General features: G+C 58.5%; 27 protein-coding genes. 12 read left to right on the forward strand and 15 right to left on the reverse strand.

All coding sequences use genetic code 11. The features are described from left to right. The first annotated feature begins 78 nt into the window (after window positions 1-78). From ACGYLI_RS14700 to ACGYLI_RS14725, 6 genes are all read left to right on the forward strand, one after another. Complete coding sequence (locus ACGYLI_RS14700) at window positions 79-486, forward strand: mercuric transporter MerT family protein (protein ID WP_009824452.1); 408 nt, start codon at window positions 79-81, stop codon at window positions 484-486. Window positions 487-498: 12 nt separating this feature from the next. Then, entirely contained in the window at window positions 499-804 is a 306-nt protein-coding gene (locus ACGYLI_RS14705; protein WP_048535538.1) for a heavy-metal-associated domain-containing protein, read from the forward strand. 37 nt (window positions 805-841) lie between these two features. After that, window positions 842-1,282, forward strand: coding sequence for a mercury resistance system transport protein MerF (gene merF, locus ACGYLI_RS14710; protein ID WP_394419685.1), 441 nt, complete (start codon window positions 842-844; stop codon window positions 1,280-1,282). Beyond that, a complete protein-coding gene (locus ACGYLI_RS14715) occupies window positions 1,266-2,615 on the forward strand; it encodes a dihydrolipoyl dehydrogenase family protein (RefSeq protein WP_394419686.1) in 1,350 nt (449 codons plus the stop codon). The genes merF and ACGYLI_RS14715 overlap by 17 nt, the downstream gene beginning before the upstream one ends. A gap of 58 nt (window positions 2,616-2,673) precedes the next feature. Beyond that, window positions 2,674-4,125 carry a mercury(II) reductase gene (merA, locus tag ACGYLI_RS14720; RefSeq protein ID WP_076695217.1) on the forward strand — a complete coding sequence of 484 codons (1,452 nt, stop codon included), beginning with the start codon at window positions 2,674-2,676 and terminating at the stop codon, window positions 4,123-4,125. A gap of 322 nt (window positions 4,126-4,447) precedes the next feature. Continuing rightward, window positions 4,448-5,050: a hypothetical protein gene (locus ACGYLI_RS14725; protein ID WP_231886352.1), complete on the forward strand. Its 603-nt coding sequence runs from the start codon at window positions 4,448-4,450 to the stop codon at window positions 5,048-5,050. Window positions 5,051-5,093: 43 nt separating this feature from the next. On the opposite strand, the gene ACGYLI_RS14730 is transcribed toward ACGYLI_RS14725, so the two are convergent. The 4 genes from ACGYLI_RS14730 to ACGYLI_RS14745 all read right to left on the reverse strand — a co-directional run bounded on the left by ACGYLI_RS14730 (window position 5,094) and on the right by ACGYLI_RS14745 (window position 8,645). Then, a complete protein-coding gene (locus tag ACGYLI_RS14730) occupies window positions 5,094-6,338 on the reverse strand; it encodes a sialidase family protein (protein ID WP_050672453.1) in 1,245 nt (414 codons plus the stop codon). 169 nt (window positions 6,339-6,507) lie between these two features. Then, window positions 6,508-7,347, reverse strand: a complete 840-nt coding sequence (locus tag ACGYLI_RS14735) for a multicopper oxidase family protein (RefSeq protein ID WP_394419687.1) — start codon at window positions 7,345-7,347, stop codon at window positions 6,508-6,510. A 26-nt stretch (window positions 7,348-7,373) separates the two neighbouring features. After that, window positions 7,374-7,658, reverse strand: a complete 285-nt coding sequence (locus tag ACGYLI_RS14740) for a multicopper oxidase domain-containing protein (protein WP_368443835.1) — start codon at window positions 7,656-7,658, stop codon at window positions 7,374-7,376. A gap of 255 nt (window positions 7,659-7,913) precedes the next feature. Then, the gene (locus ACGYLI_RS14745; protein ID WP_236629003.1) at window positions 7,914-8,645 is read right to left on the reverse strand and encodes a DUF3047 domain-containing protein; all 732 of its coding nucleotides are present in this window, start codon (window positions 8,643-8,645) and stop codon (window positions 7,914-7,916) included. A gap of 393 nt (window positions 8,646-9,038) precedes the next feature. Here ACGYLI_RS14745 and lgt point away from each other — a divergent pair, with 393 nt between their 5' ends. After that, window positions 9,039-9,968 (forward strand): prolipoprotein diacylglyceryl transferase, encoded by a 930-nt coding sequence (gene lgt, locus ACGYLI_RS14750; RefSeq protein WP_050672452.1) that lies wholly within the window; start codon window positions 9,039-9,041, stop codon window positions 9,966-9,968. A gap of 69 nt (window positions 9,969-10,037) precedes the next feature. Here the strand turns inward: lgt and ACGYLI_RS14755 are convergent, their stop codons facing one another. Next, window positions 10,038-10,421 (reverse strand): hypothetical protein, encoded by a 384-nt coding sequence (locus tag ACGYLI_RS14755; RefSeq protein WP_009824461.1) that lies wholly within the window; start codon window positions 10,419-10,421, stop codon window positions 10,038-10,040. Window positions 10,422-10,558: 137 nt separating this feature from the next. Here ACGYLI_RS14755 and ACGYLI_RS14760 point away from each other — a divergent pair, with 137 nt between their 5' ends. Next, on the forward strand, window positions 10,559-11,200 hold the full coding sequence (locus ACGYLI_RS14760) for a Crp/Fnr family transcriptional regulator (RefSeq protein ID WP_108895363.1): 642 nt from the start codon (window positions 10,559-10,561) through the stop codon (window positions 11,198-11,200). Window positions 11,201-11,317: 117 nt separating this feature from the next. On the opposite strand, the gene ACGYLI_RS14765 is transcribed toward ACGYLI_RS14760, so the two are convergent. The 8 genes from ACGYLI_RS14765 to ACGYLI_RS14800 all read right to left on the reverse strand — a co-directional run bounded on the left by ACGYLI_RS14765 (window position 11,318) and on the right by ACGYLI_RS14800 (window position 18,777). Continuing rightward, on the reverse strand, window positions 11,318-12,190 hold the full coding sequence (locus ACGYLI_RS14765; protein WP_348655730.1) for a cation diffusion facilitator family transporter: 873 nt from the start codon (window positions 12,188-12,190) through the stop codon (window positions 11,318-11,320). A gap of 85 nt (window positions 12,191-12,275) precedes the next feature. Next, window positions 12,276-14,621, reverse strand: coding sequence for a heavy metal translocating P-type ATPase (locus tag ACGYLI_RS14770; RefSeq protein WP_043847221.1), 2,346 nt, complete (start codon window positions 14,619-14,621; stop codon window positions 12,276-12,278). Between the two features lie 121 nt (window positions 14,622-14,742). Next, complete coding sequence (gene petA / locus ACGYLI_RS14775; protein WP_009824465.1) at window positions 14,743-15,300, reverse strand: ubiquinol-cytochrome c reductase iron-sulfur subunit; 558 nt, start codon at window positions 15,298-15,300, stop codon at window positions 14,743-14,745. Window positions 15,301-15,387: 87 nt separating this feature from the next. Beyond that, window positions 15,388-15,978, reverse strand: a complete 591-nt coding sequence (locus ACGYLI_RS14780) for a TVP38/TMEM64 family protein (RefSeq protein ID WP_227512171.1) — start codon at window positions 15,976-15,978, stop codon at window positions 15,388-15,390. Window positions 15,979-16,051: 73 nt separating this feature from the next. Continuing rightward, entirely contained in the window at window positions 16,052-16,195 is a 144-nt protein-coding gene (locus ACGYLI_RS14785; protein ID WP_009824469.1) for a hypothetical protein, read from the reverse strand. Window positions 16,196-16,265: 70 nt separating this feature from the next. Beyond that, complete coding sequence (locus ACGYLI_RS14790; protein ID WP_043847217.1) at window positions 16,266-17,717, reverse strand: multicopper oxidase family protein; 1,452 nt, start codon at window positions 17,715-17,717, stop codon at window positions 16,266-16,268. 1 nt (window position 17,718) lies between these two features. Continuing rightward, window positions 17,719-18,186, reverse strand: a complete 468-nt coding sequence (locus ACGYLI_RS14795) for a rhodanese-like domain-containing protein (protein ID WP_043847215.1) — start codon at window positions 18,184-18,186, stop codon at window positions 17,719-17,721. Between the two features lie 39 nt (window positions 18,187-18,225). Further along, the gene (locus ACGYLI_RS14800) at window positions 18,226-18,777 is read right to left on the reverse strand and encodes a calcium-binding protein (RefSeq protein WP_067627155.1); all 552 of its coding nucleotides are present in this window, start codon (window positions 18,775-18,777) and stop codon (window positions 18,226-18,228) included. Window positions 18,778-18,966: 189 nt separating this feature from the next. Here ACGYLI_RS14800 and ACGYLI_RS14805 point away from each other — a divergent pair, with 189 nt between their 5' ends. Genes ACGYLI_RS14805 through ccmI form a run of 4 tightly spaced genes read left to right on the forward strand, consistent with a single transcriptional unit; the run spans window position 18,967 to window position 23,157 of the window. Then, window positions 18,967-20,967 (forward strand): heme lyase CcmF/NrfE family subunit, encoded by a 2,001-nt coding sequence (locus tag ACGYLI_RS14805; protein ID WP_074840611.1) that lies wholly within the window; start codon window positions 18,967-18,969, stop codon window positions 20,965-20,967. Between the two features lie 2 nt (window positions 20,968-20,969). Continuing rightward, the gene (locus ACGYLI_RS14810) at window positions 20,970-21,536 is read left to right on the forward strand and encodes a DsbE family thiol:disulfide interchange protein (RefSeq protein ID WP_009824474.1); all 567 of its coding nucleotides are present in this window, start codon (window positions 20,970-20,972) and stop codon (window positions 21,534-21,536) included. After that, a complete protein-coding gene (locus ACGYLI_RS14815; protein WP_394419689.1) occupies window positions 21,533-22,003 on the forward strand; it encodes a cytochrome c-type biogenesis protein CcmH in 471 nt (156 codons plus the stop codon). Before ACGYLI_RS14810 ends, ACGYLI_RS14815 begins: the two co-directional genes overlap by 4 nt. Further along, the gene (gene ccmI, locus ACGYLI_RS14820) at window positions 22,000-23,157 is read left to right on the forward strand and encodes a c-type cytochrome biogenesis protein CcmI (protein ID WP_394419690.1); all 1,158 of its coding nucleotides are present in this window, start codon (window positions 22,000-22,002) and stop codon (window positions 23,155-23,157) included. The genes ACGYLI_RS14815 and ccmI overlap by 4 nt, the downstream gene beginning before the upstream one ends. Window positions 23,158-23,437: 280 nt before the next feature. Here ccmI and ACGYLI_RS14825 read toward each other — a convergent pair whose 3' ends face one another. Beyond that, window positions 23,438-23,749, reverse strand: coding sequence for a DUF2933 domain-containing protein (locus ACGYLI_RS14825; protein ID WP_037953520.1), 312 nt, complete (start codon window positions 23,747-23,749; stop codon window positions 23,438-23,440). A gap of 119 nt (window positions 23,750-23,868) precedes the next feature. Further along, on the reverse strand, window positions 23,869-24,411 hold the full coding sequence (locus tag ACGYLI_RS14830) for a hypothetical protein (protein ID WP_050672448.1): 543 nt from the start codon (window positions 24,409-24,411) through the stop codon (window positions 23,869-23,871). Between the last annotated feature and the right edge of the window lie 56 nt (window positions 24,412-24,467).

Raw genomic sequence — 24,467 nt, forward strand, 5'->3', positions numbered from 1 at the left:
CACGTTTGACCCTCTTGAGCCTGTACCTGCTACAGACCCTAGATTGAGATCATCACTGAGGCAAGGATGATTCGAACCATGACTGAAACCACATCCGCCGACCGGCAGACGGCAATGGACGAAACAGGGGCTGCCGACAAAAAGGCATGGACGACAACCTGGCTCGGCGCGCTTGGCGCGCTGGCGATGACCTCATGCTGCATCCTGCCGCTGGTGCTGGTCAGCTTCGGCGTTACCGGCGTTTTCATTGCGCAGCTGGGCGTTCTCTACCAGTACAAATGGATCACCTTCGCGCTGAGTGCCGCCTGCATCGGCTATGGATTCTACAAGGCCTACCGTCCGATCCCGACTGAGGCCTGCGCGGATGGCACCTGCGCGCGCCCCATGAACCGGAAACTCATGCGATCCATTCTTTGGATTGCCACCGCCATCGTCACCGTCGCGATGATCTTTCCCTATCTCACCCCATACCTTCTGTCCTACTGAAAGGCCGAACCCATGAAGTCACTCCATCTTGCCCTTGCGGTCGTTGGCACTCTCGCAGCTTCCCCCGCCAGCGCCGCCGAACAGCGCATCAATATCGGGGTAGGCGAACTGACATGCCCGACCTGCTCCTACACGGTGGCGGCGGCCATGCGGGGCGTTCCCTCGGTCGAGATCATCGACTTCATGGAAGGAGAGGAATTCGGCACCGGCACCTACATCGTCGCCTTTGATGACGAGGCCGCCGATCAGGACATGATCGTCGAAGCAATCCGCGCCACCGGCTATTCGGCGGACATCGTCGAGTCCGGCGATTTCTGATCGCATTCACCGACCCGCACTCGGAGCTGGAGACAGCATGACAGACATGAACAATAACAATGAACCCACGACCCTTTTGCGGCGCGGCCTCATCGGCAGCGTATTTGCGGCGATCTGTTGCTTCACGCCGTTCCTGGTGCTGATCGTCGCCGGGGTCGGACTTTCTGCCGTTGTTGGTTGGCTCGACTACGCGCTTTTCCCGATGCTCTACGCCTCGCTGAGTGCGGTTGCATATGCCCTGTGGCAGCAAGCCGGCAGACCAGGGCACAGTCCGAAAGCCCTTCTCATCGGCTTGGCGGTTGTTCTTTCGGCTCTGCTGTTCTGGCTGGAGTTCCGCTTTGCTCTGCGGATCTCGGTTGCCGCCGCTTTGGCGGTGGCGGGATATGCGCTCTGGCTCAGAAAATCAGGCAGTTCAGCAGTGAGCCGGATCAAGAGAAACTGGCACAAGGAAAGGAACAGGTATGACCAAGACCTATGACCTCATCGTGATCGGCGGCGGCACCGCTGGAAATGGCGTCGCCCGGATGGCCGCGGATGCAGGCTGGAGCGTCGCCAGCATCGACAGCGAACCCCATGGCGGCACCTGCGCCCTGCGCGGCTGCGACCCCAAGAAAATGCTGGTCGCGGTCACCGAGGGTGTCGAATGGGCCGAAAACATGGAAGGCAAGGGGCTGGAGGCGCAACCTTCGGTCAACTGGCCCGACATGATCGCCTTCAAGCGCAGCTTCACCGAAGCTATGCCACCGCGCATCGAAGCCGGGTTGGAAAAAGCGGGGATCGACGTCTTGCATGGGCTGGCACGGTTCACCGGCCCCAATACGATCGAGTTGAACGGCGAGACCCTGACCGCGAAGCATTTTCATATCGCCACCGGCGCGCGGCCGATGACGCTGAACATCCCGGGCGAAGAGCATCTGACCACCAGCACCGAGTTCCTGGAACTGCCTGAGCGACCGAACCGCATCGCCTTTGTCGGCGGCGGCTTCATCGCCATGGAATTCGCCCATATTGTCAAGCGGGCGGGCGCGCGCGAAGTGACAGTGCTGGATATGATGGACCGCCCCTTGGGTCCTTTCGATCCCGACTTGGTCGCAATGCTGGTTGAGGCAACCGAAGAGCTCGGCGTCGATCTCCGCACCAAGGCGAAGGTGGCGAAGATCGAAAAGCAGGGCGACGAATTCACCGTCACGGTGGAAACTCCCGACGGCACCGAAACGATCACTTGCGATCTGGTGGTGCATGGCACGGGCCGGGTGCCCAATATCGATCGCCTTAACCTTGAGGCCGCCGGCGTCGAATACTCACGCCGTGGCATCAAGGTGAGCGACGCGATGCGCACCACCAATCCGGCGATCTTCGCCGCGGGCGACTGCGCTGCCAGTGGGCCCAAGCTGACCCCGGTGTCCGCCTTCGAAGGGCGTGTGGCAGGCAAGAACCTGCTGGCTGGAGAAGACGAGCGTACCGTGGATTATCCGCCGATCCCGTCGGTAGTCTTCACCCTCCCGATGGTGGCCACCGTGGGCTTGTCGGAAGCGGTGGCCAGGGAACAGGGGCTGAAGTTCGACACCCATTTCGAAAAGACAGGGGACTGGTATTCGTCGCTGCGCGTCGGCGCGAAACATACCGGATTCAAGGTTCTTGTCGAAGAGGGCAGCGGACAGATCCTCGGCGCGCATCTGATCGGGCCGGGCTCCGAGGAGCAGATCAATCTTTTCGCCATGGCCATGGGTGCCGGGCAGACCGCCAACCAGATCAAGGCCATGATTTTCGCCTATCCGAGCTATGCCTCCGACATCGGTTCGATGGTGTGATTCAAAATTATTGATCGGGGCCGTGTCGCGATACCGATCGCAAGCTAAGGAAGAACCAATGGACCAAACTGTAACGAAAGACGATTGCTGCACTGCCAGTGAAACCCGCGATGACAACTACGATCTCATTGTCGTTGGTGCCGGCTCGGCCGGGTTTTCTGCCTCGATCACGGCAGCCGATGCCGGAAAGCGCGTGGCGCTTATCGGGCACGGCACCACCGGCGGCACCTGTGTGAATGTCGGCTGCGTGCCGTCCAAGGCGATGATCCGCGCCGCAGAGGCGGTGCATGGCGGCGCGTCGGCCGCCCGGTTCCCGGGCGTCGAGCCCTGTGATCATGCGGTGGATTGGGGTGCCGTAGTGCAAGGCACCACCGATCTGGTCGAGGAGATGCGGCACAAGAAATATATAGACCTGCTGCCCGCCTATAAAAGCGTTACCTATATCGAGGATGGCCCGGCGCGATTGGTCGAGGGTGGCGTCGCTGTTGGAGGACGGGTGATATCCGCCCCGCGCGTCCTGATCGCCACCGGCTCGCGCCCCCACCTGCCAGCGATCGAGGGGATCGACACAGTGGAGCCCCTCGATTCCACCGATCTATTGACTTTGCCTGACCGGCCCGAAAGCATCTTGGTGCTGGGCGGCGGCTATATCGGCTGCGAGCTGGCGCAAATGGCTTCAAGGCTGGGGGTGAAGGTCACGCTAGTGACCCGCTCGCGCCTCCTGCCGGGCGCCGAACCGGAGGTGGCCCAGGCGCTGACGCAAGCGCTGAAGGCCGAAGACATCGCGGTCGAGACCGGTCTTGCTTACGTCTCGGTCGCGAAAGCTGCGGGCGGCGTCAATCTGACTGTCGAACGGGGTGGCAAGACCGAGGATCTGACCGCCGAACGGCTGGTTGTGACCACCGGCCGGATCGCCAATTCCGAGAACCTTGGATTGGAAGAGCTTGGCATCGAGACCGACGCACGCGGCTCTATCAAGGTCGGTCAGGACATGGCGACCACGCGTGCCGGCGTCTGGGCCGCGGGCGATGTCACTGACCGTGACCAGTTCGTCTACATGGCGGCCTATGGTGCCAAGGTGGCGATCAACAATGCCCTTGGATTGGAGCAGATGCGCTATGACAACGCGGCGATGCCGTGGGTCGTGTTTACCGACCCGCAAGTGGCCGGCGTCGGCCTTTCGGAGGTTGAGGCCAAGGCGGCGGGGCACAAGGTCAAAACCAGTGTGATCACGCTCGACAACGTGCCCCGCGCCGTCGCTGCACGCGATACCCGCGGCGTGATTAAGCTGGTGGCCGACGCGAAGACCGACCGCCTGCTGGGCGGTCAGATCGCAGCACCGGAGGGGTCGGACACGATTCAGACACTGGCAATGGCGCTTATATTCGGCATGACCGCACGGGCGCTCGGAGAGACGATCTTTCCTTATTTGACCACGGTCGAAGGGCTGAAACTCGCCGCACAAACCTTCGACAAGGATGTAGCCAAACTCAGCTGCTGCGCGGGGTGAAAAGACGAGAAATTCCGGCGACACCGACTCATAAGCAGCGCTCATTGTGAACCAGCGCGTACAAAGCCACAAAGTGCTTGTGGCGGTCAGCATTCTCTCGGCATGGAGGCTGACGGCGGTAACGGATAATCACATATTAGAGCCAGCAGTGCACATCCCACGTTTTGTCATTAGGTTGGTTATTGTGGCGGGGTTCATAAACAGACCGATCTCATCAAGATGGAAAGTGATCGGGAGTTGCCGAGAACGTCGCTGGGTCAACAATTGGTCATTACATTAGCCCTGTCTATTTGATCGCCCGCAATACAAAGAAAGAATCGCCATGAATACAGTTGATACTGATTCTCGCACAACAGGTTCACTACCCGCATTCAACGCCCGAACTTTAGGGTTAATGTTCGTCGCAGGTTTCTTTGCGACCGTCGCGTTCGATCTGTTGGGTCAGATCATCAGCCCGGGCTTGGGCTTTTCGCGGTTGTCACCGCACGGGCTAGCGAGGAGCTTACTCGGCAGCCTTGGTCTGCCGAACGGTGATTTCGCAGGATATTTCGTACATTTTTATCTTGTTGGCCTGATTGGCTATCCCGTCGGTTGGTTGTTCGTCTTTAGACCAATTTGGCACCGTATCGCGGGGCAGACGAACTGGTTTTTGCCCTCGGCGATTTATGGGTTCGGCCTGTGGGTGTTCGCCATCGGGGGCACTACTTCTGTCGCAGATCTTCCCTTCTTTCTGAATTTCACCGGCATTGCCTGGGTAGCGCTGGTGGGTCATATGCTCGGGACCGGGATCATGAAAAAGCGTGGCACGCTACAATTTCCGGGCCAGAGACCAGTCACTATGGATGAGAAATCACCGTCATTTGCCGGTAGCCCTATTGCAGGAAATGCAATTCTTGTTGACGGTGATCGTTGGACCCACTCCTGATGTGAGCCAAGCGAAAGAACCATCAGCTTTCGTCCGGAAACCTTCAATAGGAAGCGAAAACCGTGCGTATAGTCGAACTCGGTTCCGGATCATCCGAGTTGCTGGGCTGTGTCCACGACAGGTAAACCCCTTCATTCGTTCGCGCCGTGCGCGGGAAGTTGACCGAACCTGCGCCGTTGTTTCGCGCAATCAGTTGCAGGTCCTTACACTGCTGACCGGTTGTGATCTGGCAAGCAAGGATCACCTCGCTCTCATTTGCCCATTCGACCCACGTCACGAACGCAGTCTGAGGGTCCAGCATGAGAATATCGACCCGACCGGCGGGAATCCCGAGGCTGACTTTCGCCGGATCGCCAAAATTTCTGCCACCATCGGAAGAGAACGCAACCTTGACTTCCGGCTTGTCATTTGCAGCCGTGAACCAGGCCACGGCGGCTGTTTGACCGGCGGTCGCGATGGCGGGGCCATTGACCGGGCAGCCGGAGATTTCCCAGCCGTCATTGTGGACGTTTGTTGGTTCTGACCACATGCCGCCTTGGTGTCTTACGACAGATATATCCCTGATTTCCGCATCTGTTCTGTCGCGGTATGCGACAAGGACGGTGCCATCGTCCAGCGATGCGGCGGACGTCTGGCAGCATGAACAGGTCTGCGCATCGACAAGAACATCATCGGTTCGCGTACCTTCGGGCGTGATCCGGGTTGCGCGCAACTGCATTGCATCCGGGTAGTTGCTGGCTGCGCTGGTGAAAAGCGGCTTGTCATATGCGCGTCCGTCAAGCCAGACAGACATCAAGGAACCGTCTTCGAGCGGCTGGAGCGTGACAAAACCGTGTTGGCTAACCGACCGATCATCATGTGGCGTTATCGGTGCGCTCCATGTCAGGCCCTCATCCGGCGAAAGAGAGATCTTGACGTCATAGGCATAGTCGTTTTTGGAATTTTCCCACAGCCAGTGAGCCGCAAAGGTACCGTCATCAAGCGCAACAACGGACGGAAAATCGGCCCAGTTCACGAAGAGTTCGTCGGACACGGTAACAGTGCGGGCCGCGCTCCATTCTGCGTCTTCAAGGACCGACAATTTTACCGCAAACCCGGCAGGGTGTGGTTCGGTCCAACCCAGCAGGACCCGATCATCCTGCAGTGCGAACAGGGTGGGTTCCTGCGCATTGTTCCCGACCGGTGGGTCTAGGTCGGCGAACTCCAATGGCTCGGCAAGGACCATGCCCGCCGTCATGCCCATGAACAGATGGGCCACAATCACGCCAGAATGGATTTTTGATGGCATTGCGCACCTTTCCGATTATCAGACCAGCGTCATTCACAACCTGAGCATAGGCAAATTTTGGCGAGTGCCATGTAAACTTTTGTATGACGGGCCTGTGCTTGTTGTTAAGAGCGATATCCCGTTGTGGCACAGCTTCGCGTCAACGGTTGGCGCAACCACCGCTCCGACCTCAGCTGACTTGCATCCAGGTCGCCATGCCATCAGCCTGATGGCTCAGCATATGGCAGTGCAGCATCCACGCGCCGGGATTGTCGAGTACGCACACAATCGTCATCGTCTCGCCCGGCGCTACGAGGGTCGTGTCGCGAAGGTGGGTTCGCGCACCATTCTGATCGGTTTCCCAGAAATGGTGGCCATGCAGGTGGATACCGTGCGGAAAAGCAGTGTCGTTCACCATCCGCACCTGCACTGCTTCATCACGTCTTGCCGAAATCAGCGGTTTGTTCGGCAGACCGCTCACGTCGTTGAAGGCCCAGCCCCCGAACCCGCCGTGCGCGCCGTCCCCGGCACCGCCTTGCATGAAGAGATCTGCCGTTTGCGTGATCTCTCCGGGCGCGGGCACGAGGTTCGCGGGGAGGGGAGCTATCGGCGCAGACCGGATTTGTCGCTGACCGTTCAACATAATGCCCCCCAGTTCCTCGCCACCCGAAGGCACGGTTTCTCTTAGGATCACATCACCCGTCACATCTGCGATGATGTCGATGCGCTGCGCCGGTGCGAGTTTTAGATTGCCCAGCGAAACCAGCTCGGGCAGCGGCATCCCGTCATAGGCCACACAAAAGCCCGTCAGCCCGTCGATACGTATCTCGAAAATGCGATCCGGTGTCGGATTGATCAGACGCAACCGGATGTGATCCCCCAGCCGCGCCTGCTCAGACGACAGGAAGGTGGTCATCAAGTCCCCCAGCCTACCTGCTGTTATGAAATCAGCGCGGTCGAATTCCATGTCGAACTGGCCGGTGTCATCAAGCCGAATGTCGAAGAGGATGGCCGTGATGTCCTGATCCACGTCTGGCGGGGCAGGTTCTTCGACGATCAGGGGCCGAACAGTCCGCGGGCGACCTGTTCGTAGGAAAGGTAGTGGGAGTGATACCAGTAGGTTCCGGCATCGGGAACCGGAAACCGGTACTCGTAACCCTCATTCGGGATGATGACATCCTGTGTCAGCACGTTTACGCCGTCCATCGCGTTGGGCAACCGAATGCCATGCCAGTGTACGAGGGTCCCGTCCTCCAGCCCGTTTTCCACCCGCGCCCGCAGAATATCGTTCTGGCGCTGTCTGATTTCGGGGCCGGGACAGGTGCCATTGAATCCAAGCATTGCAATGTCCCGCGACCCGATCCGGGTGAAGGCCGGGCGTCAGGGTGACAGGCACCGAAGCCGCACTCAGGGGCAGGGGGAGCGTGGCTGCGCCAAGCGCAACCATCATCTGAAGACGCTTAAGCATGGGTTTCCGTGTATTCCGTTTCTGGGGCCTGCAACCCACATCCCCCACCGTTGCGGAAGGGCGTCCCGGCGAGATATATTGATACATTGCAGATCGGCGCCCAGGTTTGGCGGAATACCGGAGAGCACCTAACGTATCTGCAGGTCCTGAATGGCCGCAAGGATCTTTCCGTCGGTATCATCGCTGTCGGCTGTCACCGCAAGACCGACCAGAACCTTTGGCATGTCCCCGAACGCACGCACGAAATCGCGATCCAGGTTCACATTCTCGGTGAAGTTGCCGGTTTGCGCCGTTTGCAGAATTTTCGATTTGAGACCCGTCGAGTAGGGGCTGTTCAGCAATGCGCCTTTCGCATGATTGCCACCCCAGACATAAACCAGCGCCCGCGTATTGGGATCACGCAGCAATTTGCGCGCCGTTGTTCGGCCAAGCGTGCTTGCGGTCTGCGGATCGACGAATATGAAGTACAAAGCAAGATTGCGATCATCGCCGCCGCGCCGTGTGAGGTCGGTTCCCTTAACACCCTGCGTGACGGACCATTCCCACATTGCTGCCTTTGCGGTGCCAAGGGCTGCGCTGACCGGACGCCAGAGAACCGAAACCGTGCCATCGGAAATCACGTCCAGCCGCCGACCTTGCAGGCCGTACTCGTTCGAAAAGAGCCGCAAGAGGCCCTGTTCTTTCCAGCTTCCATCGAATGGAATTGTCTTTCCTTGCGCATAGAGGGGCGGGGCGTTTGCAGCTAATGCAACAAAAGCGATGAAAAGTGTCGCTGCGAGGGACCGTATAAACATCTGAACTCCTTTTGCGATGCCGCTGGTCCTGCTTTGATCCCGGTTATCACCATTATGTGCCGTCATGATCCGTTGAATTGTGCCGGGCGCGCGCAACTTCAATGAACATATCCGTGATCATAGATGTGGTTGCGCAATGGTCGTTGCAGGACGCGGGAGCGAATTCAGATCATGGAGCGCGACCTTGATCGGCTGATTTCCCGCGACGGACGGATCCAGTAGGCGGCGGAGCTTCCAACCGTTACAAACAAGTACAAAACTCATGGGATACAAGCGCCTGAACACATGGACGCGGGTGCCGATGTGCGTCATCTCTGGTTCAACGGAACCGACTCCCGCACGCAAGGATGGCACATTCACCACAGCGCTTTGGGCTGGGGACAACAGGGTTGAACGCGCCAACGTCCGTTGCGGGAAACAAAATGTGGCCTTGTGTGAAACAGGCAAAGGTAACAAAGAATGCTGACTTCAATTATCCAATTTCCTGACATCGGAACAGAGATTTTTGCCGTTGATATCGGATCGTTCCGCTTTGCCCTGCGTTGGTATGCGCTGGCCTATATTGTTGGCCTCCTTATCGGCTGGCGCATCTGTGTCGCATTGGTCCGCTCTTCGTCAGTCTGGGGGGCCGGGGCGCCGCCGCTGCAACCCAAGCAACTGGAAGACCTGCTGACATGGATCATTCTGGGCGTGATCGTGGGGGGCAGGCTGGGGTTCGTGCTTTTCTATCAACCTCAGTACTATTTTCAGAACCCCGTCGAAATCTTCATGGTCTGGCAGGGTGGTATGTCATTTCATGGCGGCTTTTTCGGCGTGGTCGTGGCCACCTTGCTTTTTTGCTATCGCAACGGCGCACCCGTTCTATCAACGGCGGATCTGCTCGCTGTTGCAACACCACCGGGTCTTTTCCTCGGTCGGCTGGCCAACTTCACCAATAACGAGCTTTGGGGCCGTCCGACCGATGTGCCCTGGGCGGTGGCATTCCCCGGCGAGGCGGCCCAGTCCTGTGCGGGCGTCGTGGGCCTGTGTGGCCGCCATCCGTCCCAGCTTTATGAGGCTCTTCTGGAGGGTATCCTGCTTGGCTCGGTCCTGATCTTTCTGGCCTGGAAACGCGGTTGGCTGCGCTTTCCCGGAAGCCTTACTGGCCTGTTCCTGGCGGGATACGGAAGCGCAAGGTTCCTTGTCGAGTTCTTCCGGCAGCCTGATATGCAGTTCGTCACGCAGGACAACCCGATTGGACATGCGGTTCATTGGGCGGGCTATGGGCTGACAATGGGCCAACTGCTGTCGTTGCCGATGATTATCCTTGGCGCGGCCCTGATCGTATGGTCCCGCAGGCGTGTGACGGTTAATTCTGCGGATCTGGTGTCGACATCAGATTCTTTGTGAATATCCGAGCGTAGTGTTGGCGAAGTGACCATTGCGGCCTGGGTCCGCATATGAGCCTTGGGCGCGTGCTCAATGATGCGGCTTGCGTCCTTTCGCAATCATCAGATGGTGCTCTTGATGATGTACACCGATTGTCATCAGACCAAAGAAACCAAGGCCCTGTATTTGTTCACCATCGCCACCCACGATCAGTGCGACACCATCCTCCATTTCTTCTGACGCAACACTCCAGCCTGTTTCACCGGCAAGGAACGGTGCATGGGCGGGAACCATTGTGTTGATGGCCGACAGGACACGCGGGCTGCCACGCACTTCGAACCGTGCCCCGTCGGGCCGCAGAATGCGGGTGACCTCTGCCTTTCGTGTCAAAAGGTCCATATCGACCAGATGGTCCCTCAGTTTGTCGATATTGACGGCGCCCCAATCGGTTTCGGGATCGGCCTGGAGCAGCACAACTATTTCGGCCAATGCGGCGAAGGCGGACTGGCCGGTTTCCTGGGGCGTCGGACGCGTGACCCATGGATGAATGCATTTGTTGCGGCGTAACGGGTGTCGCAAGCAAGACAGCGAAGAGAACGGGTATCAGTCGCATGGACCAGCCTTTCCTGAGTGTATTCGGATTCAGCCTAGTACCTGATCGGACCCTGAAATATGATTTGGATCATATGATGCCTGAACCCTATAATCTCATACCGCCCTCCGCCTTGCGTCCGCTGACGAGGGCCGCAGGGGATACGGTCTTTCGTCAGGGCGCGCGGACCTGCGGCCTTTATGTTGTTAAGTGCGGGCGCGTTCATCTTGAGCGTGTCGGCCCGGATGGCGAACGATTTATCATCTACCGTGCCGAGCCCGGGATGAGCCTTGCCGAAGCATCGGTGTTTTCGGATAGATACCACTGCGATGCGGTCGTGGCGGAGGCTGGGGCGTTTGTACAGATCGACAAAGCGGCGGTCTTGTCTGCCTTTGCAGATCCGGATTTTGCACGCGCCTATGCGCGGCAAGCGGCACAGCAGATACAAGCGCAACGTCAGGCGCTTGAGATCGTAGGCATCCGCCGCGCAGAAGAACGGGTCTATGCCGGTATGGTGGCGGGCCTGCTTGAAAGCTCCGTTGTCGATTTTGCCAGCGCGCTGCACCTTTCGCACGAGGCCACCTATCGGGCCTTGCGAAAGCTTGTGAATGATGGCCGGATCGCAAATCCGACCCGGGGAACGTATCATTTGCGCCCCTGAATGGATCAGCCGGACCATGCCCGGTTCGAGATAACAAAAGGTGCGGTAGCAAAGCTTGGCGGGTATTTCGCTTGCCCGATAACAATGAGAATTGCTGCCCGCGACGATGACCTGTTTTCAAAGATCGCCGTTATGCCCTGTCTTACTGCTCGCCGCTGAAAGGTCGATTGCCTCAGCGCCGCTTTCGTCGAAGCACCGTGTTTCGATCTGCAGGGTTGCGAAAAAGAACCCGAAGTCCTTACGCAGCATGTCGTAGGCGGTTTGCAGGACCTCTTCTTGATCTGCTTGCTCTGTGACACGCAGATGCGCGGAGAAGACATGCTTGCCACTTGTCAGCGCCCAGGCATGAATATGGTGAACATCGGAAACCTCGTGCAGTTCTTCAAGGGTACGTTTGATTTCAGGCAGACTCACTTCGGGAGGCGTGCCTTCCATCAAAAGATGCGCCGCTTCTTTCAGCAATCCCCAGCTCGCCCATAGCAGGACAAACCCGAACGCCATGCCAAGCAGCGGGTCGATCAGCAGAAACCCGGTGAATTCGATTGCGAGGGCGGTCACGATGATCAACAGACTGCCAACAAAGGTCTGGATGATATGCCAGAACGCTCCCTTCGTGTTCAGATCTTCCTTGCTTTGCTTCCAGATCAGCGCAAGCGAAATGAACTCCGTAAAGAGCCCCCCGGCAGCCGCAATCAGCATCGGACCCGTTGGAAGATCAATTGGCGCAGACATGCGCATGGCAGCCATCGCGATGACAACAACCGCCATGGCCAGCAAGAAGCCGCCATTCACAAGGGCGCCGATGATTTCGGCGCGCGCCCAGCCAAAGCTCCGCTCTTCATCCGCCGGACGCAACGCCATACGCGCCGCGACAATGGCGACCAGCACACCGCCCACGGCCGAAAAGGTATGGAACGCGTCGGAGATGACCGCGATTGACCCTGTCCATAGGCCAATCGCCAGTTCAATCACAAAATAGATGCCGGTCAACTAGGCTGATATCGCCAGCCCCTTGCCGCCGGACGGCATATGCCCCTGATGTCCGCCTGCCATCATCTATCTCCTTAGTTTGCGACTAAAGCCGTACCCGTCGCAGCCGCAGTGCATTGCTAATGACGGAGACCGAAGACAGGCTCATCGCGGCGGCGGCGATCATCGGCGACAGAAGAAGGCCGAAAAACGGGTAGAGAATACCAGCCGCGATGGGCACACCTGCGGTATTGTAGGCGAAGGCAAAAAACAGGTTCTGCTTGATGTTTCGCACCGTTGCCTTTGCCAATCGGCGCGCACGCACGATGCCGACAAGATCACCACCCAGAAGGGTGATGCCTGCGCTTTCCACGGCAACGTCGGCACCGGTGCCCATCGCAATGCCCACATCAGCCGCCGCCAGGGCAGGGGCATCGTTCACGCCGTCTCCTGCCATGGCGATCCGGGCCCCTTCTTGTCTGAGGGAGTCCACCAATGCCTTCTTGTCTTCGGGCAAGACGCCTGCGTGGACTTCATCAATACCCAGCTTTGCGGCGACGGCTTCGGCGGTTTTCTGATTGTCACCGGTTGCCATTATGACCCTGAGACCGAGGCGATGAAGGTCATCGATGGCGTCTGCCGTGGACTCCTTGATGGGATCGGCAACAGCGACAATGCCGGCAAAAGTGCCATCTATCGCCACAAGCATTGCTGTCTTTCCAGATTCACGAAGGTCGTCCGCAGCAAATTCCGCAATCGAAGCGTCAACGTTGATCTCTGCCATCATGGCGGGATTCCCAAGTGCCACGACCTGGCCATCGACCATGCCTTTCACGCCCTTGCCAGTCACGGCTTCGAATTCCGTTGCGTTCGGAAGCGTCAGCCCCCGTGCCAGCGCACCCTCGACTATTGCTTCGGCCAGCGGATGTTCGGAGCCCCGTTCGAGGGCCGCAGCCATTGTCAGCAGGTCATTTTCAGCCTTGTCCCCCGTGGGCACCACGTCTGTCAGCTTGGGGCGCCCTTCGGTGAGTGTTCCGGTCTTGTCAACGATGACGGTATCGACACGCGCCATGCGTTCCAGTGCTTCGGCGTCTTTGATCAGAACGCCAGCCTGTGCCCCGCGGCCCGCCGCCGTTGTGATCGAAATGGGCGTCGCAAGGCCCAAGGCACAGGGGCAAGCAATGATAAGAACGGATACGGCTGCAGTAACAGCGAAGGCGAGCGCGGGATCGGGCCCTAAGAACAGCCAGACAACGAAGGATATGATCGCAATGACGACAACCGTCGGAACAAAGACGGACGATACCCGGTCCGCCAGACCCTGAATCGGCGCGCGCGACCGCTTTGCACCTGCCACCATGTCCACGATCTGGGACAGGACCGTGTCCGCACCGACCTGTGTGGCCCGGATCGCCAATGTGCCGTTCTTGTTGATCGTGCCGCCTGTGACCCGGTCGCCTTGTGTTTTCTCGACCGGCAACGGCTCTCCGGTGATCATACTTTCGTCGATAGATGAATGCCCTTCGAGGACCTCGGCATCGACGGGTATGCTGTCGCCGGGGCGTACCCGCAACCTGTCACCCTCAACAATGTGTTCGAGAGGTGCGTCATATTCCGTCCCGTCCGGCAGGATCCGCCGCGCCGTTTTTGGTGCGAGATCGAGCAATGCACGGATGGCATCACCCGTCCGTTCGCGGGCGCGCAACTCGAGCACCTGACCGACAAAGATCAGCGCAACGATCACAACCGCAGCTTCGTAATATGTCCCGACGCTTTGGCCGTTTCGATACGCTTCGGGGAAAATGCCGGGCAGGAATGTTGCGGCAAGCGAATAGATATAGGCAGCCCCGACGCCAAGCGCGATCAGGGTCCACATGTTCGGCGATATATTCCTGATCGATTCCCACCCCCTTTTGAAGAAGGGAAGAGCCGCCCAGAGAATGATCGGGGTGGCGAGGACGAATTCGATGTAGACAGCCGTCTGATGTCCGATCCATTCCCGCACAGGTAGGCCGACCAGTTCACCCATCGTCAGGATAACCAGCGGAACGGCGGCTGCCGCGCTGATCCACATGCGTGTTGTGAAATCGGACAACTCTTCTGACGGCTCGTCCGATGGAAGCATCGGTTCAAGCGCCATGCCGCAGATCGGACAGGACCCGGGCTCATCCTTCAGGATTTGCGGATGCATCGGGCAGGTCCATTGCGTACCGGCCTCGCCATGTGCTGGTGTCTTTTGGGCGTTTCCCGACGCATAGTAAAATGGGTCTTTGCCAAACTTGGTTTCGCAGTTTTCCGAGCAGAAATGAAAGACCTCTCCATCATACTCGGCACTGCGCGTGTCTTCGTCTATCTCGACGGTCATGCCGCACACCGGGTCGGTCGCTGTATCTGGGTCTGATGCGGTCGAGGTGCGCGTCATGTCGTGATGATGTTCTTGGTCCGTGGCCATCTTCTAATTCCCGTTTTCAAGACAATTGAACACATAACCCTTCCAGTTACTGGAGGGTCAAGACTCTTCCGACAACGCTGCGTATGAATTTTATGGGCCTTCGCGATGCGCGAAGCTCCTGTCAGCCCAGGGTCAGTATCATGTCTTCCGAAACGGACATCGTGGGAATATGCAGGTTCTCCGGTGCCGGACCCTTTCGAATGCGTCCTGCTGTATCATAATGGGAGCCATGACAGGGACAGAACCAACCACCAAAATCGCCGGCTCCGTCACCAAGTGGTACACATCCCAGATGCGTGCAAACGCCTATCATGACCAAGAAATTCTCATTTCCCGCCACTGCCCTGTTTGCATCGGTGGCCAGGTCATCTCCGGATATGTTGGGATTTCTGGCGACGGTATCAGGAAGGGAAAGCACATCTTCCGAACGGGCCTGCGCGATTTCCGCGTCGGTCCTGTGCCGGATGAACACCGGCTTGCCGAGAAAACTGACAGTCAATTGCGTTCCGGGTTCCACACCGGAGATATCGACGCGGATCTGGGACAGCGCGCGGACATCGGCGGATGGGTTCATCTGATTGAGCAATGGCCAGACCGCAGCCCCTACGGCAACCGCGCCCGTTCCGGCGGTGGCGTAGTACAGGAAATCCCGGCGGAGTTGTGGTGTTTGTGTATCCATAGCGATTCACGGTCGCAGCTTCCTGTGGGGGAAGGTCAATGGTAAAGTAGGCAATCACGGTTTTCATTTTTGCTGACATACTCAGACTTAGGAAGCGTTGGTTGACCGATTTGTTCGCCAGAGCGCTGCGACCAGCAACGGTGCGGCAGTCATCAATCCAAGACCGATGATGATCCACTCAGCAGTGCCGAAATCTCCCGACATGGCCTCTGCTCCGAAATGCGCGAGCAGGAAACTGGCTGGAAGAATGCCTGCCAGAGTTGCGATCAGGAACCGCCAAAGGCGCAGGCGGCTGAGACCGGCAGCGTAGCTCATTGCGTCAAACGAGATGAAGGGCAAGAGGCGAGACGCGAACACCGTCAACATCAACAGATTTTGAGAGCCCAATAACCCGAAACCGGCCTTATCCCCAAGCCAGCGCTCAACGTGGTCGCGCCCGATATAGCGGGCGATGATGAATGCCACGAGTGCACCCAGTTCCGACCCGATGGCGACATAGACAGCTCCGGCAACATGACCATACGCCGCGCCTGCCACCAGTGCGACCGGTGCACTTGGAATGGGGCTTGCCACGATCGAAACCATCATGAGCACGATGATGAGCAACGGTCCCAAAGCGCCGGCCCGCTCTATCCAGACCTCGATAGTCTCGCGGGCTATCGCCGGGCCATATCCCATTGCCCATATGGCTATCAAAAGTACGCCAAGCGCAACCACCAACCATAGCCCAACCCGATGCAGGCGCGGTTTGCTAAGCGGCATGGAGCACCAAAAGAAAGAGAGCTGCGAAGACAATTGGCCTTTGCTCGGGCAAGATGAAATGCATAGGCGCAGAGATGACGATCAACAGCCCGCCGGCGAGGGTCAGCCGCTTGATGTGCAATTCGGTTTTCATCTCAAACCTCTATCGAGGAATAGGATTCCCCTAAAGGTTCCTGTCAGCGGAGGGTAAAGGGATTTCTGCGCTAAGCAACACTGAATTGCCCCATCATGCCGCCGTCTTCGTGTTCCAGAATGTGGCAGTGATACATGTAGGGCGCAGCCGCTGAGGCAGGTTTTTCGAATTTCATCGCAAGCTCCACTTCACCATCCACCAGTACCGTATCCTTCCAACCCCTGTTCTCTGCACGCGGTGCCGTACCGTTTTCCGACAGGACCTGAAACCGGACGCCGTGAACATGGAACGGGTGCATCATCATGGCCCCACGCACAATCCAACGCTCGATGCTGTTGAGTTTGGTGGAAAAATTGAGCGTTCCCGAATCGTATGACGCGCCGTTGATCGAAAATCGGTTACCGGACCGCGAGAACATCATCCCCATGCCCATCGACATATCCAGTGACAGACGTCGGACTGGCGCGTCCTTGACCGCAAGATCAGGCAACTGCCCGTCCAGAGAGCCGGGCAGGGCGTCGATGCGAACCGGAAGGGTTGTGTCGACAGCGAAAGGCAGCACGGTGAATGGACTGCCGGAACCGCCGCCGCCCATCATTCCGCCCATGGCCGAATTAATGATATCGTCGGACTTCAAAACACTGTCCCGCCCGCTTGTGAAATCCACAAGCACTTCTGCGCGCTCTCCTGGTGCAAGGGTCAGGCGGTTCAGCGCAATCGGTCGATCCAGAAATCCGGCATCTGTCGCGATGAGATGAAGCGACCGGCTGTCAGACATGGACAGGCGGTAAACCCGCGCATTCGAGCCGTTGACGACACGGCACCGCACGATCCCCTTCGGAACCGCTGCCGACGCGCCGATTTGACCGTTCACAACCATTGTGTCGCCCTGAAACCCGTTCATGGACTGGTGCATGCCGGGATCGTATTTCAGGCGTCCGCGCCAGTTGAACTGACGGTCCTGCAATACAAGGGTCAGATCATCGACCCCGTAGGCGGATGGCAATCCACGGGCGTCATCCGCGTCATCCGTCACCTGCAGAACACCCGCCAGCCCCAGCATGACCTGCCGTGCCGTCGCGCCGTGAATGTGGCTGTGATACCAGGCCGTTGCCGGGGGCTGGTCAAGGTCCAGCACCGGCTTCCAGGTGTCTCCCGGTGCGATGGCCTGATGTGGTCCGCCATCGAACTCACCGGCAACAACCAACCCGTGCCAATGCGCCGACATCGGCTCGCCAAGCGTGTTGTGCACCTCTGCCCGTGTCTCGACCCCGGCCTGCACCCGGATCGTCGGGCCAAGGTATCCCTGGTTGTAGCCGAACGTTTCGCTGGCGGCACCGTCGTCAAAACGGGTCTCGCCCGTGCGGGCTTCCAGCTGAAAAAGCCGGGATGTCGTCGCATCGAGAAGGGGAGGATACGCGAGCCTCTTGTCCGATGCCGCGAATGCAGCCGATGGCAGGGCAAATGCAGCCCCAAAGCCTGCAGCATGGCCCAACAGTTCTCGACGGTTCAACAGTTTCACTTCAACTCAATTCCTCTGGCAGCGCCGCCAGAGCCATATCGACACTGACGACCGGATAACCGCCCGCGATCCAGCCCGGTCCGGCGGCAGAACCGAGCATGCCTTCGGATACGTCAAGAAAGCCGCTGTAGCCAGCCTGCCGAAGACTTCGCATGACGCGGCCAGACCGCCCGCCTGTCGCACAGATGAGCGCGACAGGCCGCCCTTCGGCCCGTTCCCGGGCGGCAAAAAGCCGCTCGGCGAAACGGTCCTCATGCAGGCTGATGGGCCAGGTACCGTCGGCAACGCCGGTGTCGGTCCATTCCGGTCGCGACCGAACGTCGATCATCCGGATCAGGTCCTGTTGCAGCGCATCTGCTGCCATGTCCGCCGACCAGACCTCGGCGGTCTGGGCGACAGCCGAGAAAGGTGCAACGGAACTGGCCAACATCGCAAGGCTTGCGCCGCGGCGCGTCAGAAAGAAGGCCATAATTTGCCCCCATCAAGCGGAGTGCCGCAGGCTTGACCCTTATTCGCTGTCATGATGACCTTCCATGTCCGTTCCGGTGGAAGTACCGTTCATTTTGCTCATCCGTGTACCGGCATCTTCCATCTCGTCCTGAGAGATCTGGCCGTTACCGTCCGCATCGAGATGCTGAAAGCGATCTACCATGCGCGCGCGCATTGCGTCCATATGCAAGGCTTCGAACTCGTCAAGTGTCAACGCTCCATCGGAATTCGCATCGAACTCCCGCATTTTTTCGGACATCTGCGCGGCCATTTCATGAGGCTGTCCACCGGACATCATTGTCGACATCATGTCCCGATCCATCATTCCCATCATGTTGCCCTGGCCACCCATCATAGCGGCATGCATCTTCATCATTTTTCGCATCATCGGCATCATGTCCCCGCCCATCATGCCCATCTGATTGTCGCCATCGCCCATCGCCATGCCGGACATATTCCCGCTGTCAGGCTTGCTGTCGGCAGCCCCGTCGGATTCCGCAAATGCTGTTTGCGCCATGCCAACCGCGATCACCACGCCAAGCGCAATAATTTCTTGTTTTTCATTTCTCATTCCTTTCAGACTTACCCTAGATACATTGGCGTTATAGCGCTTTGATTAAAGGCCAAGCGCGGGCCGTTTTGTAATCATTTGTCACAGCATCCTGTTACAAACGGTGACAAAGCAACCACTCACAGTTCGCCGGACGATTTGCTAGACAGACGTCGATCCAGTGAATTCATTGAAGAGGCTGATGATCCTTTGACACCTGAAATCGGTCATTTCGCGCTGGCACTGGCCTTGGCCATGGCGCTTGTTCAAAGTGTGCTGCCCATCCTCGGTGCGGGGCGCGGAAACATCCTGTGGATGCAGTCTGCCAGATGGTCCTCGTTCGGTCAGGTTTTCTTTGTCGGCATCGCGTTTCTGGCGCTGATGCAAGCCTTCGTCACAAGCGACTTCACGGTCAAGAACGTGGTGGAGAATTCCAATTCACTCAAACCGATGCTGTTCAAGGTGGCAGGCACCTGGGGCAGTCACGAAGGATCCCTGTTGCTGTGGACCCTTATCCTGACGGTGTTTGGTGCGGCGGTCGCCCTCTTCGGATCGAACATTCCTCTGTCGCTGAAGGCAAGAACGCTGTCGGTGCAGGCCTGGATCAGTGTCGGTTTCCTGACTTTCATGCTGCTGACGTCCAATCCCTTCGACCGCGTTTTCCCTCCGCCAGACGACGGTCAGGACCTCAACCCATTATTGCAGGATGTCGGTCTCGCCATGCACCCGCCGCTTCTCTACTTCGGGTATGTCGGGTTCTCGATTGTCTTTTCGTTCGCGGTTGCCGCCCTGATCGAAGGGCGGGTGGACGCGGCCTGGGCACGGTGGGTACGTCCGTGGACGCTGGCTGCCTGGATGAGCCTGACCGCAGGCATCGCGCTGGGATCCTGGTGGGCCTATTATGAGCTTGGCTGGGGCGGCTGGTGGTTCTGGGACCCCGTTGAGAACGTCAGTTTCATGCCATGGCTGATGGGCACGGCACTGCTGCATTCCGCAATCGTGACGGAGAAACGGGATGCGTTCAAAAGCTGGACAATCCTTCTGGCGATCCTGACTTTTTCCCTATCGCTCTTGGGCACGTTCATTGTCCGATCGGGCCTGCTGACCTCTGTGCATGCATTCGCGGTCGACCCGGAAAGGGGACTTTATATCCTTGGATTGCTGGCCGTTTCGATCGGCGGTTCCCTTGCTCTGTTTGCCTGGCGCGCGCCGACAATGGAGCCCGGCGGCCTGTTTAAGCCGATCAGCCGGGAAGCGGGGCTATTGGTGAACAACCTGCTGCTGGCCACGGCCACCGGCATTGTGCTGTTCGGCACCTTGTACCCGCTCTTCTACGAAGCCGCGACGGGCGGTGAAAAACTGTCGGTGGGGCCGCCCTTCTTCAATGCGTCCTTTATTCCCGTGATGCTGCCGCTCGTCTTTGCGATGGGGCTGGGGCCTTACCTGTCCTGGAAACGTGCCGATCTGGCGGGCGTTCTGCAGCGGTTGCGTTTCGTGGTCGTTCTGGCCGTGCTCGCGACATTGGTGACCTGGTATCTCGCCGAGGGCGGTCCGGTGTTGGGGTATCTGTCGCTGATGCTTGCATTCTGGCTGTTTTTCTCAACCCTGCGGGAATGGGCGATGCGCATAAAGCTGTTTGAGGCACCGTTCCCGGAATCGGTGCGCCGTGCACGCAACCTGCCCAGATCCTCTCATGGGATGACACTGGCTCATGCGGGGCTCGCGATGGCGATGTTCGGATTTATCGGCTCGACGGTCTGGAAATCCGAGGAAATCATCTTTGTCCGGCCCGGTACAGAGGTCAGCATTGGTGGGTTCGATGTCACCTTTGAGGGGGCCGAACGTGTGCGTGGGCCAAATTACTTCGCGGATCGTGGCACGCTTCGTGTGGCCCGGGAGGGGAACTATGTCACCGATCTCTTCCCGGAGCGGCGTACCTATCCGGTCGCGCAAACCACCACCACAGAGAGCGCCATCAGATCGACAATGGCCGGTGATCTCTATGCGTCCATCGCAAATCCGGCCGCCGAGGACGAGAGCACGCAAGGGGCTTGGACCCTGCGCATCCTGTATGAACCTCTGGTCAACTTTATCTGGATCGGATCGGCGATGCTTGTGCTTGGTGGGGGTCTTTCGCTGTCTGACCGGCGGTTGCGCGTCGGGGCACCCCGTCGCAAGGCGACAGCGCCCGCAGCACTTCCTGCGGAGTAGGCATGGGACGTATACTGGCATTCATTCCGCTGGCAATCGCGGCCATTTTCGGGGGGTTTTTTCTGTGGGGCTTGAACCCGGACCGGGACCCGAACAACATTCCTTCGGTTCTGATCTCGCAGCCGGCACCCGAATTCGATCTGGCCGCTGTCGACGGGTTGGAGACGCCAGGGCTTTCCCGCGCCGATCTGGTCGGGAACCCGCGACCGGTCATCGTGAACGTGTTTGCCTCGTGGTGCGTGCCCTGCCGGGCCGAACACGGGGTTCTGACCCAGATGGTCGAAAAGGACGGGCTGACGTTGTTCGGGATCAATTACAAGGACAAGCCGGAGGATGCGACTAAATGGCTTGCTGAGCTTGGCAATCCCTACGAAAGGATCGGGTCTGATCTGAGCGGCAGAGTGGGGATTGAATGGGGCCTTTCGGGCGTACCTGAAACATTCATTGTCGGCTCTGACGGGACGGTGTTGTTCAGATATGTCGGCCCCGTCGTGGGCGAAACGGCGATTTCCACATTCAGGGAAGCATTGATCCAGGCTGGCGCGTTAGCAAGGGGCCAGAACGGATGAGGTATATCGCATTTGCTTTCCTCCTGCTGCTTCCGGTGACGGCCTTGGCGGTCGAGCCAGACGAGATGTTGCAGGATCCTGTACTGGAGCAACGCGCCCGTGAAATATCACGGGAACTGCGCTGCGTTGTCTGCCAGAATCAGGACATCGACAGCTCCAACGCCGGGGTTGCGCGGGACCTGCGCATACTGGTGCGCGAAAGGCTTGTTGCCGGTGACAGCGACAAGGAGGTCATCGCGTACATCCACGCCCGGTATGGCGATTATGTCCTGATGCGCCCGCCCCTGAATCGCGCCACTCTCGCGCTCTGGATGGCGCCCTTCGTGTTTGCGCTTGTTTCGCTGCTTGTCGGCTGGGCCGTCATTTCGAGAAGCCGGCGCAGGGCTGCCGCAACGGGATTTTCCGATGACGAAAAAGCGGAAATTGCGCGTTTCATTGAAGAGAACGCTTCAAAGGACGGTTCATGATCTGGTTGGTTTTCGCCCTGTTATCCATTGTCGGTCTGCTTTTCATGGGCCTGCCGCTGCGCCATCGGTCGTCGCGGACACCCGTCCCGGCTGACGCCACGGATGCGGTCCTCATGGATCAGTTGGATGAGGTTCGGCGGGATCTTGAGCGCGGTGTCATTTCCGACACCGAGGCCACGGCGGCGGAGCAGGAGATCAAGAGACGGATCCTCGTGCAGTCGCGCCGGTCCGTTCTGTCAGATGGGAAACCGGCGGCAGGGGGCCGCTTGATGGTCGTTCTGAGCGCAGTGTTCGTGCCGGTCTTCGCTTTTGGATATTACTCCGCAATGGGCTCGCCAGAGATCCCAGGTGTCGCCTTTGCCGAACGTGCCACTGAACGGCAGGAAGCGGCGGAAATCGCCGAATTGACAGATCGTCTGTACGTCCGGCTCAGTTCAGACCCCGAAGGCGGGCCTTCGGAAGGCTGGATGCTGCTGGGGCAAACCTATTCGAAAATGGGCCGGTATGCGGATGCAGCCGATGCATATAGAGTTGTCGCACAACGACCGGAGGCCGATTCCGCCGTCTTCTCCATGTTGGCCGAGGTTCTGATCTACGCAGAGCAAGGTGTGGTGACACCTGAAGCGGACACCGCGATTGATCGGGCGTACGAACTGGATCCTTCCAATCCCGGTGCTGCCTTTTTCAAGGCAGTCTCGCTCGAGCAGAAGGGCGATGAGGCTCGGGCTCACGAAACGCTGGTGGCCCGGCTGGACGATGCGGATAGGTTTTTCCCGTGGATGGAAAGCTTTGTTGGCGAAGCCAACCGGATTGGCGCGAAGATCGGCAAGGCTCCGATCTCGCTGGCCGACTATGCCCCGAAGACCAGTGCGTCCGGCCCGACACAGGAAGACATCGAAAACGCGCAGGACATGAGTGTGGAGGAACGACAGGATTTCATCCGCTCGATGGTCGAACGGCTGGCCACGCGGCTGGAAGATGAGCCTGACGATCTTGATGGATGGATGCGGCTTGGCAATGCCTATTCGGTTCTGGGTGATACCGCGCCGGCAATCGCGGCGTTTGAACACGCTGAAATCCTGTTGTCGGAGGTGCCGGGAGATGACCCGCGCCGTCAAGCCGTGCAAAGCGCGTTGGAACGGTTGCGCCCGTAGTGGCGTGGGCGACCGTCGCTGTGCAGGTGAATGTGAGGCAGGATCAAGGTTTGGCGCTTAATCGAAAGCCCATCCGGTCCGGCCGTCGTCACAGACTATTTCGTGGGTAGTACCTTCAGACTGACCGACCAAGCGACATCCTACGGGAAGCATGACGTCGTGTGCCGCATCCCGTGTCACGGAAGGGGGCTCAAGTGGGCAAAGCTTGCCCGAGGCCGACTGGGCACAACCGCCGAGGGCCAGAATACCTGCAATCGGAATTCCGATTGTCAGCCGCGTTCTAGCGGGCGCGTACCAGTTCTCGTTCGGGAGCTTGGCCATCTTCAAATTCTGCATCCACAGTCGCCTCGTTCGCCTGTTCAACTCTTGACCCGTGACACGACTTTCCCATCATCCTGTGCATGACGACATGCGCACCAAGACAAAGTGCGAGCGGCGCAAAAAGGCCGACGTTGCCCCACAGACCCGCGATCGTGCCGCCTGCAATAAAGAATGCGGCGACTGGAAACAACATAACGGCACAACAGGCCATCATACCATACTGCATCAGTTTCGATGAACCGGTGGATTTTTGACTTTGATTGTCAGACATGTAGCTCTCCAGAATATGCTCGTGTTCTTCTGCGACATTCCAGTGAGGCAAGGTCAAGGGTACATTCGGATACAATTTGATCAGATGACAGCCTGCGGGTCGTTGACCAAGTTGGCCCGTCAGGTTGCCAGATCCAACGCATAGGACAGGAATGTGACGAGGGGGATCGGGGTCAGGCTGAACAGCAAGGCCATGCTCATTGTCCTGAACATGGTAGGCTTCGATGCCTCGCCAGAAGGTTCTGTCAGAACCACCAGAAGCGCGATGAAGGTGCCGGGCGCCAGGGCATAGAGATATACGCCCGAGATGTTCCCAAACATGAACGACCGCTCGAGCGTTGGTCCGACCACGCTCAAAGCTGTTGCACGGCTGCCGTTGAACGAGCCGAACAGATCGGCCGACATCACATAGACGGCAATGTGAACCCCAATGAATGCGACACTCCGCAGCAGGCCATCTAAAACCAGGTAAACAATCGGCCGATGCTGGTACTGCTTCAGCGCGACCGATGCGGAAACGAACCCCAAGTAATTCACGAGGAAAACGACCACAAACCCATTGGTAAAGACCTGCCGGAGGAAGCGCGAGAGCGCGGTCCCATTCGTCAGCAGCAGCGTCGCAAAACCAGGCGTTGCGAGGATGTAGACAAGCAGGAACGGCAATATGCTTGCCAAGCTCAGAACGGATACGTTCCAACAAAATCTGCCGAATGGTAAGG

Origin of the sequence: Sulfitobacter sp. 1A13421 (assembly GCF_043557285.1) — a bacterium.
Classification (GTDB): domain Bacteria; phylum Pseudomonadota; class Alphaproteobacteria; order Rhodobacterales; family Rhodobacteraceae; genus Sulfitobacter; species Sulfitobacter faviae.

Bases quoted from the DNA above. Each gene is read 5' to 3' on its own strand.
- ACGYLI_RS14700 (WP_009824452.1), top strand. From the start codon at position 79: ATGACTGAAACCACATCCGCCGACCGGCAGACGGCAATGGACGAAACA.
- ACGYLI_RS14705 (WP_048535538.1), top strand. From the start codon at position 499: ATGAAGTCACTCCATCTTGCCCTTGCGGTCGTTGGCACTCTCGCAGCT.
- merF (WP_394419685.1), top strand. From the start codon at position 842: ATGACAGACATGAACAATAACAATGAACCCACGACCCTTTTGCGGCGC.
- ACGYLI_RS14715 (WP_394419686.1), top strand. From the start codon at position 1,266: ATGACCAAGACCTATGACCTCATCGTGATCGGCGGCGGCACCGCTGGA.
- merA (WP_076695217.1), top strand. From the start codon at position 2,674: ATGGACCAAACTGTAACGAAAGACGATTGCTGCACTGCCAGTGAAACC.
- ACGYLI_RS14725 (WP_231886352.1), top strand. From the start codon at position 4,448: ATGAATACAGTTGATACTGATTCTCGCACAACAGGTTCACTACCCGCA.
- ACGYLI_RS14730 (WP_050672453.1), bottom strand. From the start codon at position 6,338: ATGCCATCAAAAATCCATTCTGGCGTGATTGTGGCCCATCTGTTCATG.
- ACGYLI_RS14740 (WP_368443835.1), bottom strand. From the start codon at position 7,658: ATGCTTGGATTCAATGGCACCTGTCCCGGCCCCGAAATCAGACAGCGC.
- ACGYLI_RS14745 (WP_236629003.1), bottom strand. From the start codon at position 8,645: ATGACGGCACATAATGGTGATAACCGGGATCAAAGCAGGACCAGCGGC.
- lgt (WP_050672452.1), top strand. From the start codon at position 9,039: ATGCTGACTTCAATTATCCAATTTCCTGACATCGGAACAGAGATTTTT.
- ACGYLI_RS14760 (WP_108895363.1), top strand. From the start codon at position 10,559: ATGGACCAGCCTTTCCTGAGTGTATTCGGATTCAGCCTAGTACCTGAT.
- ACGYLI_RS14770 (WP_043847221.1), bottom strand. From the start codon at position 14,621: ATGGCCACGGACCAAGAACATCATCACGACATGACGCGCACCTCGACC.
- petA (WP_009824465.1), bottom strand. From the start codon at position 15,300: ATGGATACACAAACACCACAACTCCGCCGGGATTTCCTGTACTACGCC.
- ACGYLI_RS14780 (WP_227512171.1), bottom strand. From the start codon at position 15,978: ATGGGATATGGCCCGGCGATAGCCCGCGAGACTATCGAGGTCTGGATA.
- ACGYLI_RS14785 (WP_009824469.1), bottom strand. From the start codon at position 16,195: ATGAAAACCGAATTGCACATCAAGCGGCTGACCCTCGCCGGCGGGCTG.
- ACGYLI_RS14795 (WP_043847215.1), bottom strand. From the start codon at position 18,186: ATGGCCTTCTTTCTGACGCGCCGCGGCGCAAGCCTTGCGATGTTGGCC.
- ACGYLI_RS14800 (WP_067627155.1), bottom strand. From the start codon at position 18,777: ATGAGAAATGAAAAACAAGAAATTATTGCGCTTGGCGTGGTGATCGCG.
- ACGYLI_RS14810 (WP_009824474.1), top strand. From the start codon at position 20,970: ATGGGACGTATACTGGCATTCATTCCGCTGGCAATCGCGGCCATTTTC.
- ACGYLI_RS14815 (WP_394419689.1), top strand. From the start codon at position 21,533: ATGAGGTATATCGCATTTGCTTTCCTCCTGCTGCTTCCGGTGACGGCC.
- ccmI (WP_394419690.1), top strand. From the start codon at position 22,000: ATGATCTGGTTGGTTTTCGCCCTGTTATCCATTGTCGGTCTGCTTTTC.
- ACGYLI_RS14825 (WP_037953520.1), bottom strand. From the start codon at position 23,749: ATGTCTGACAATCAAAGTCAAAAATCCACCGGTTCATCGAAACTGATG.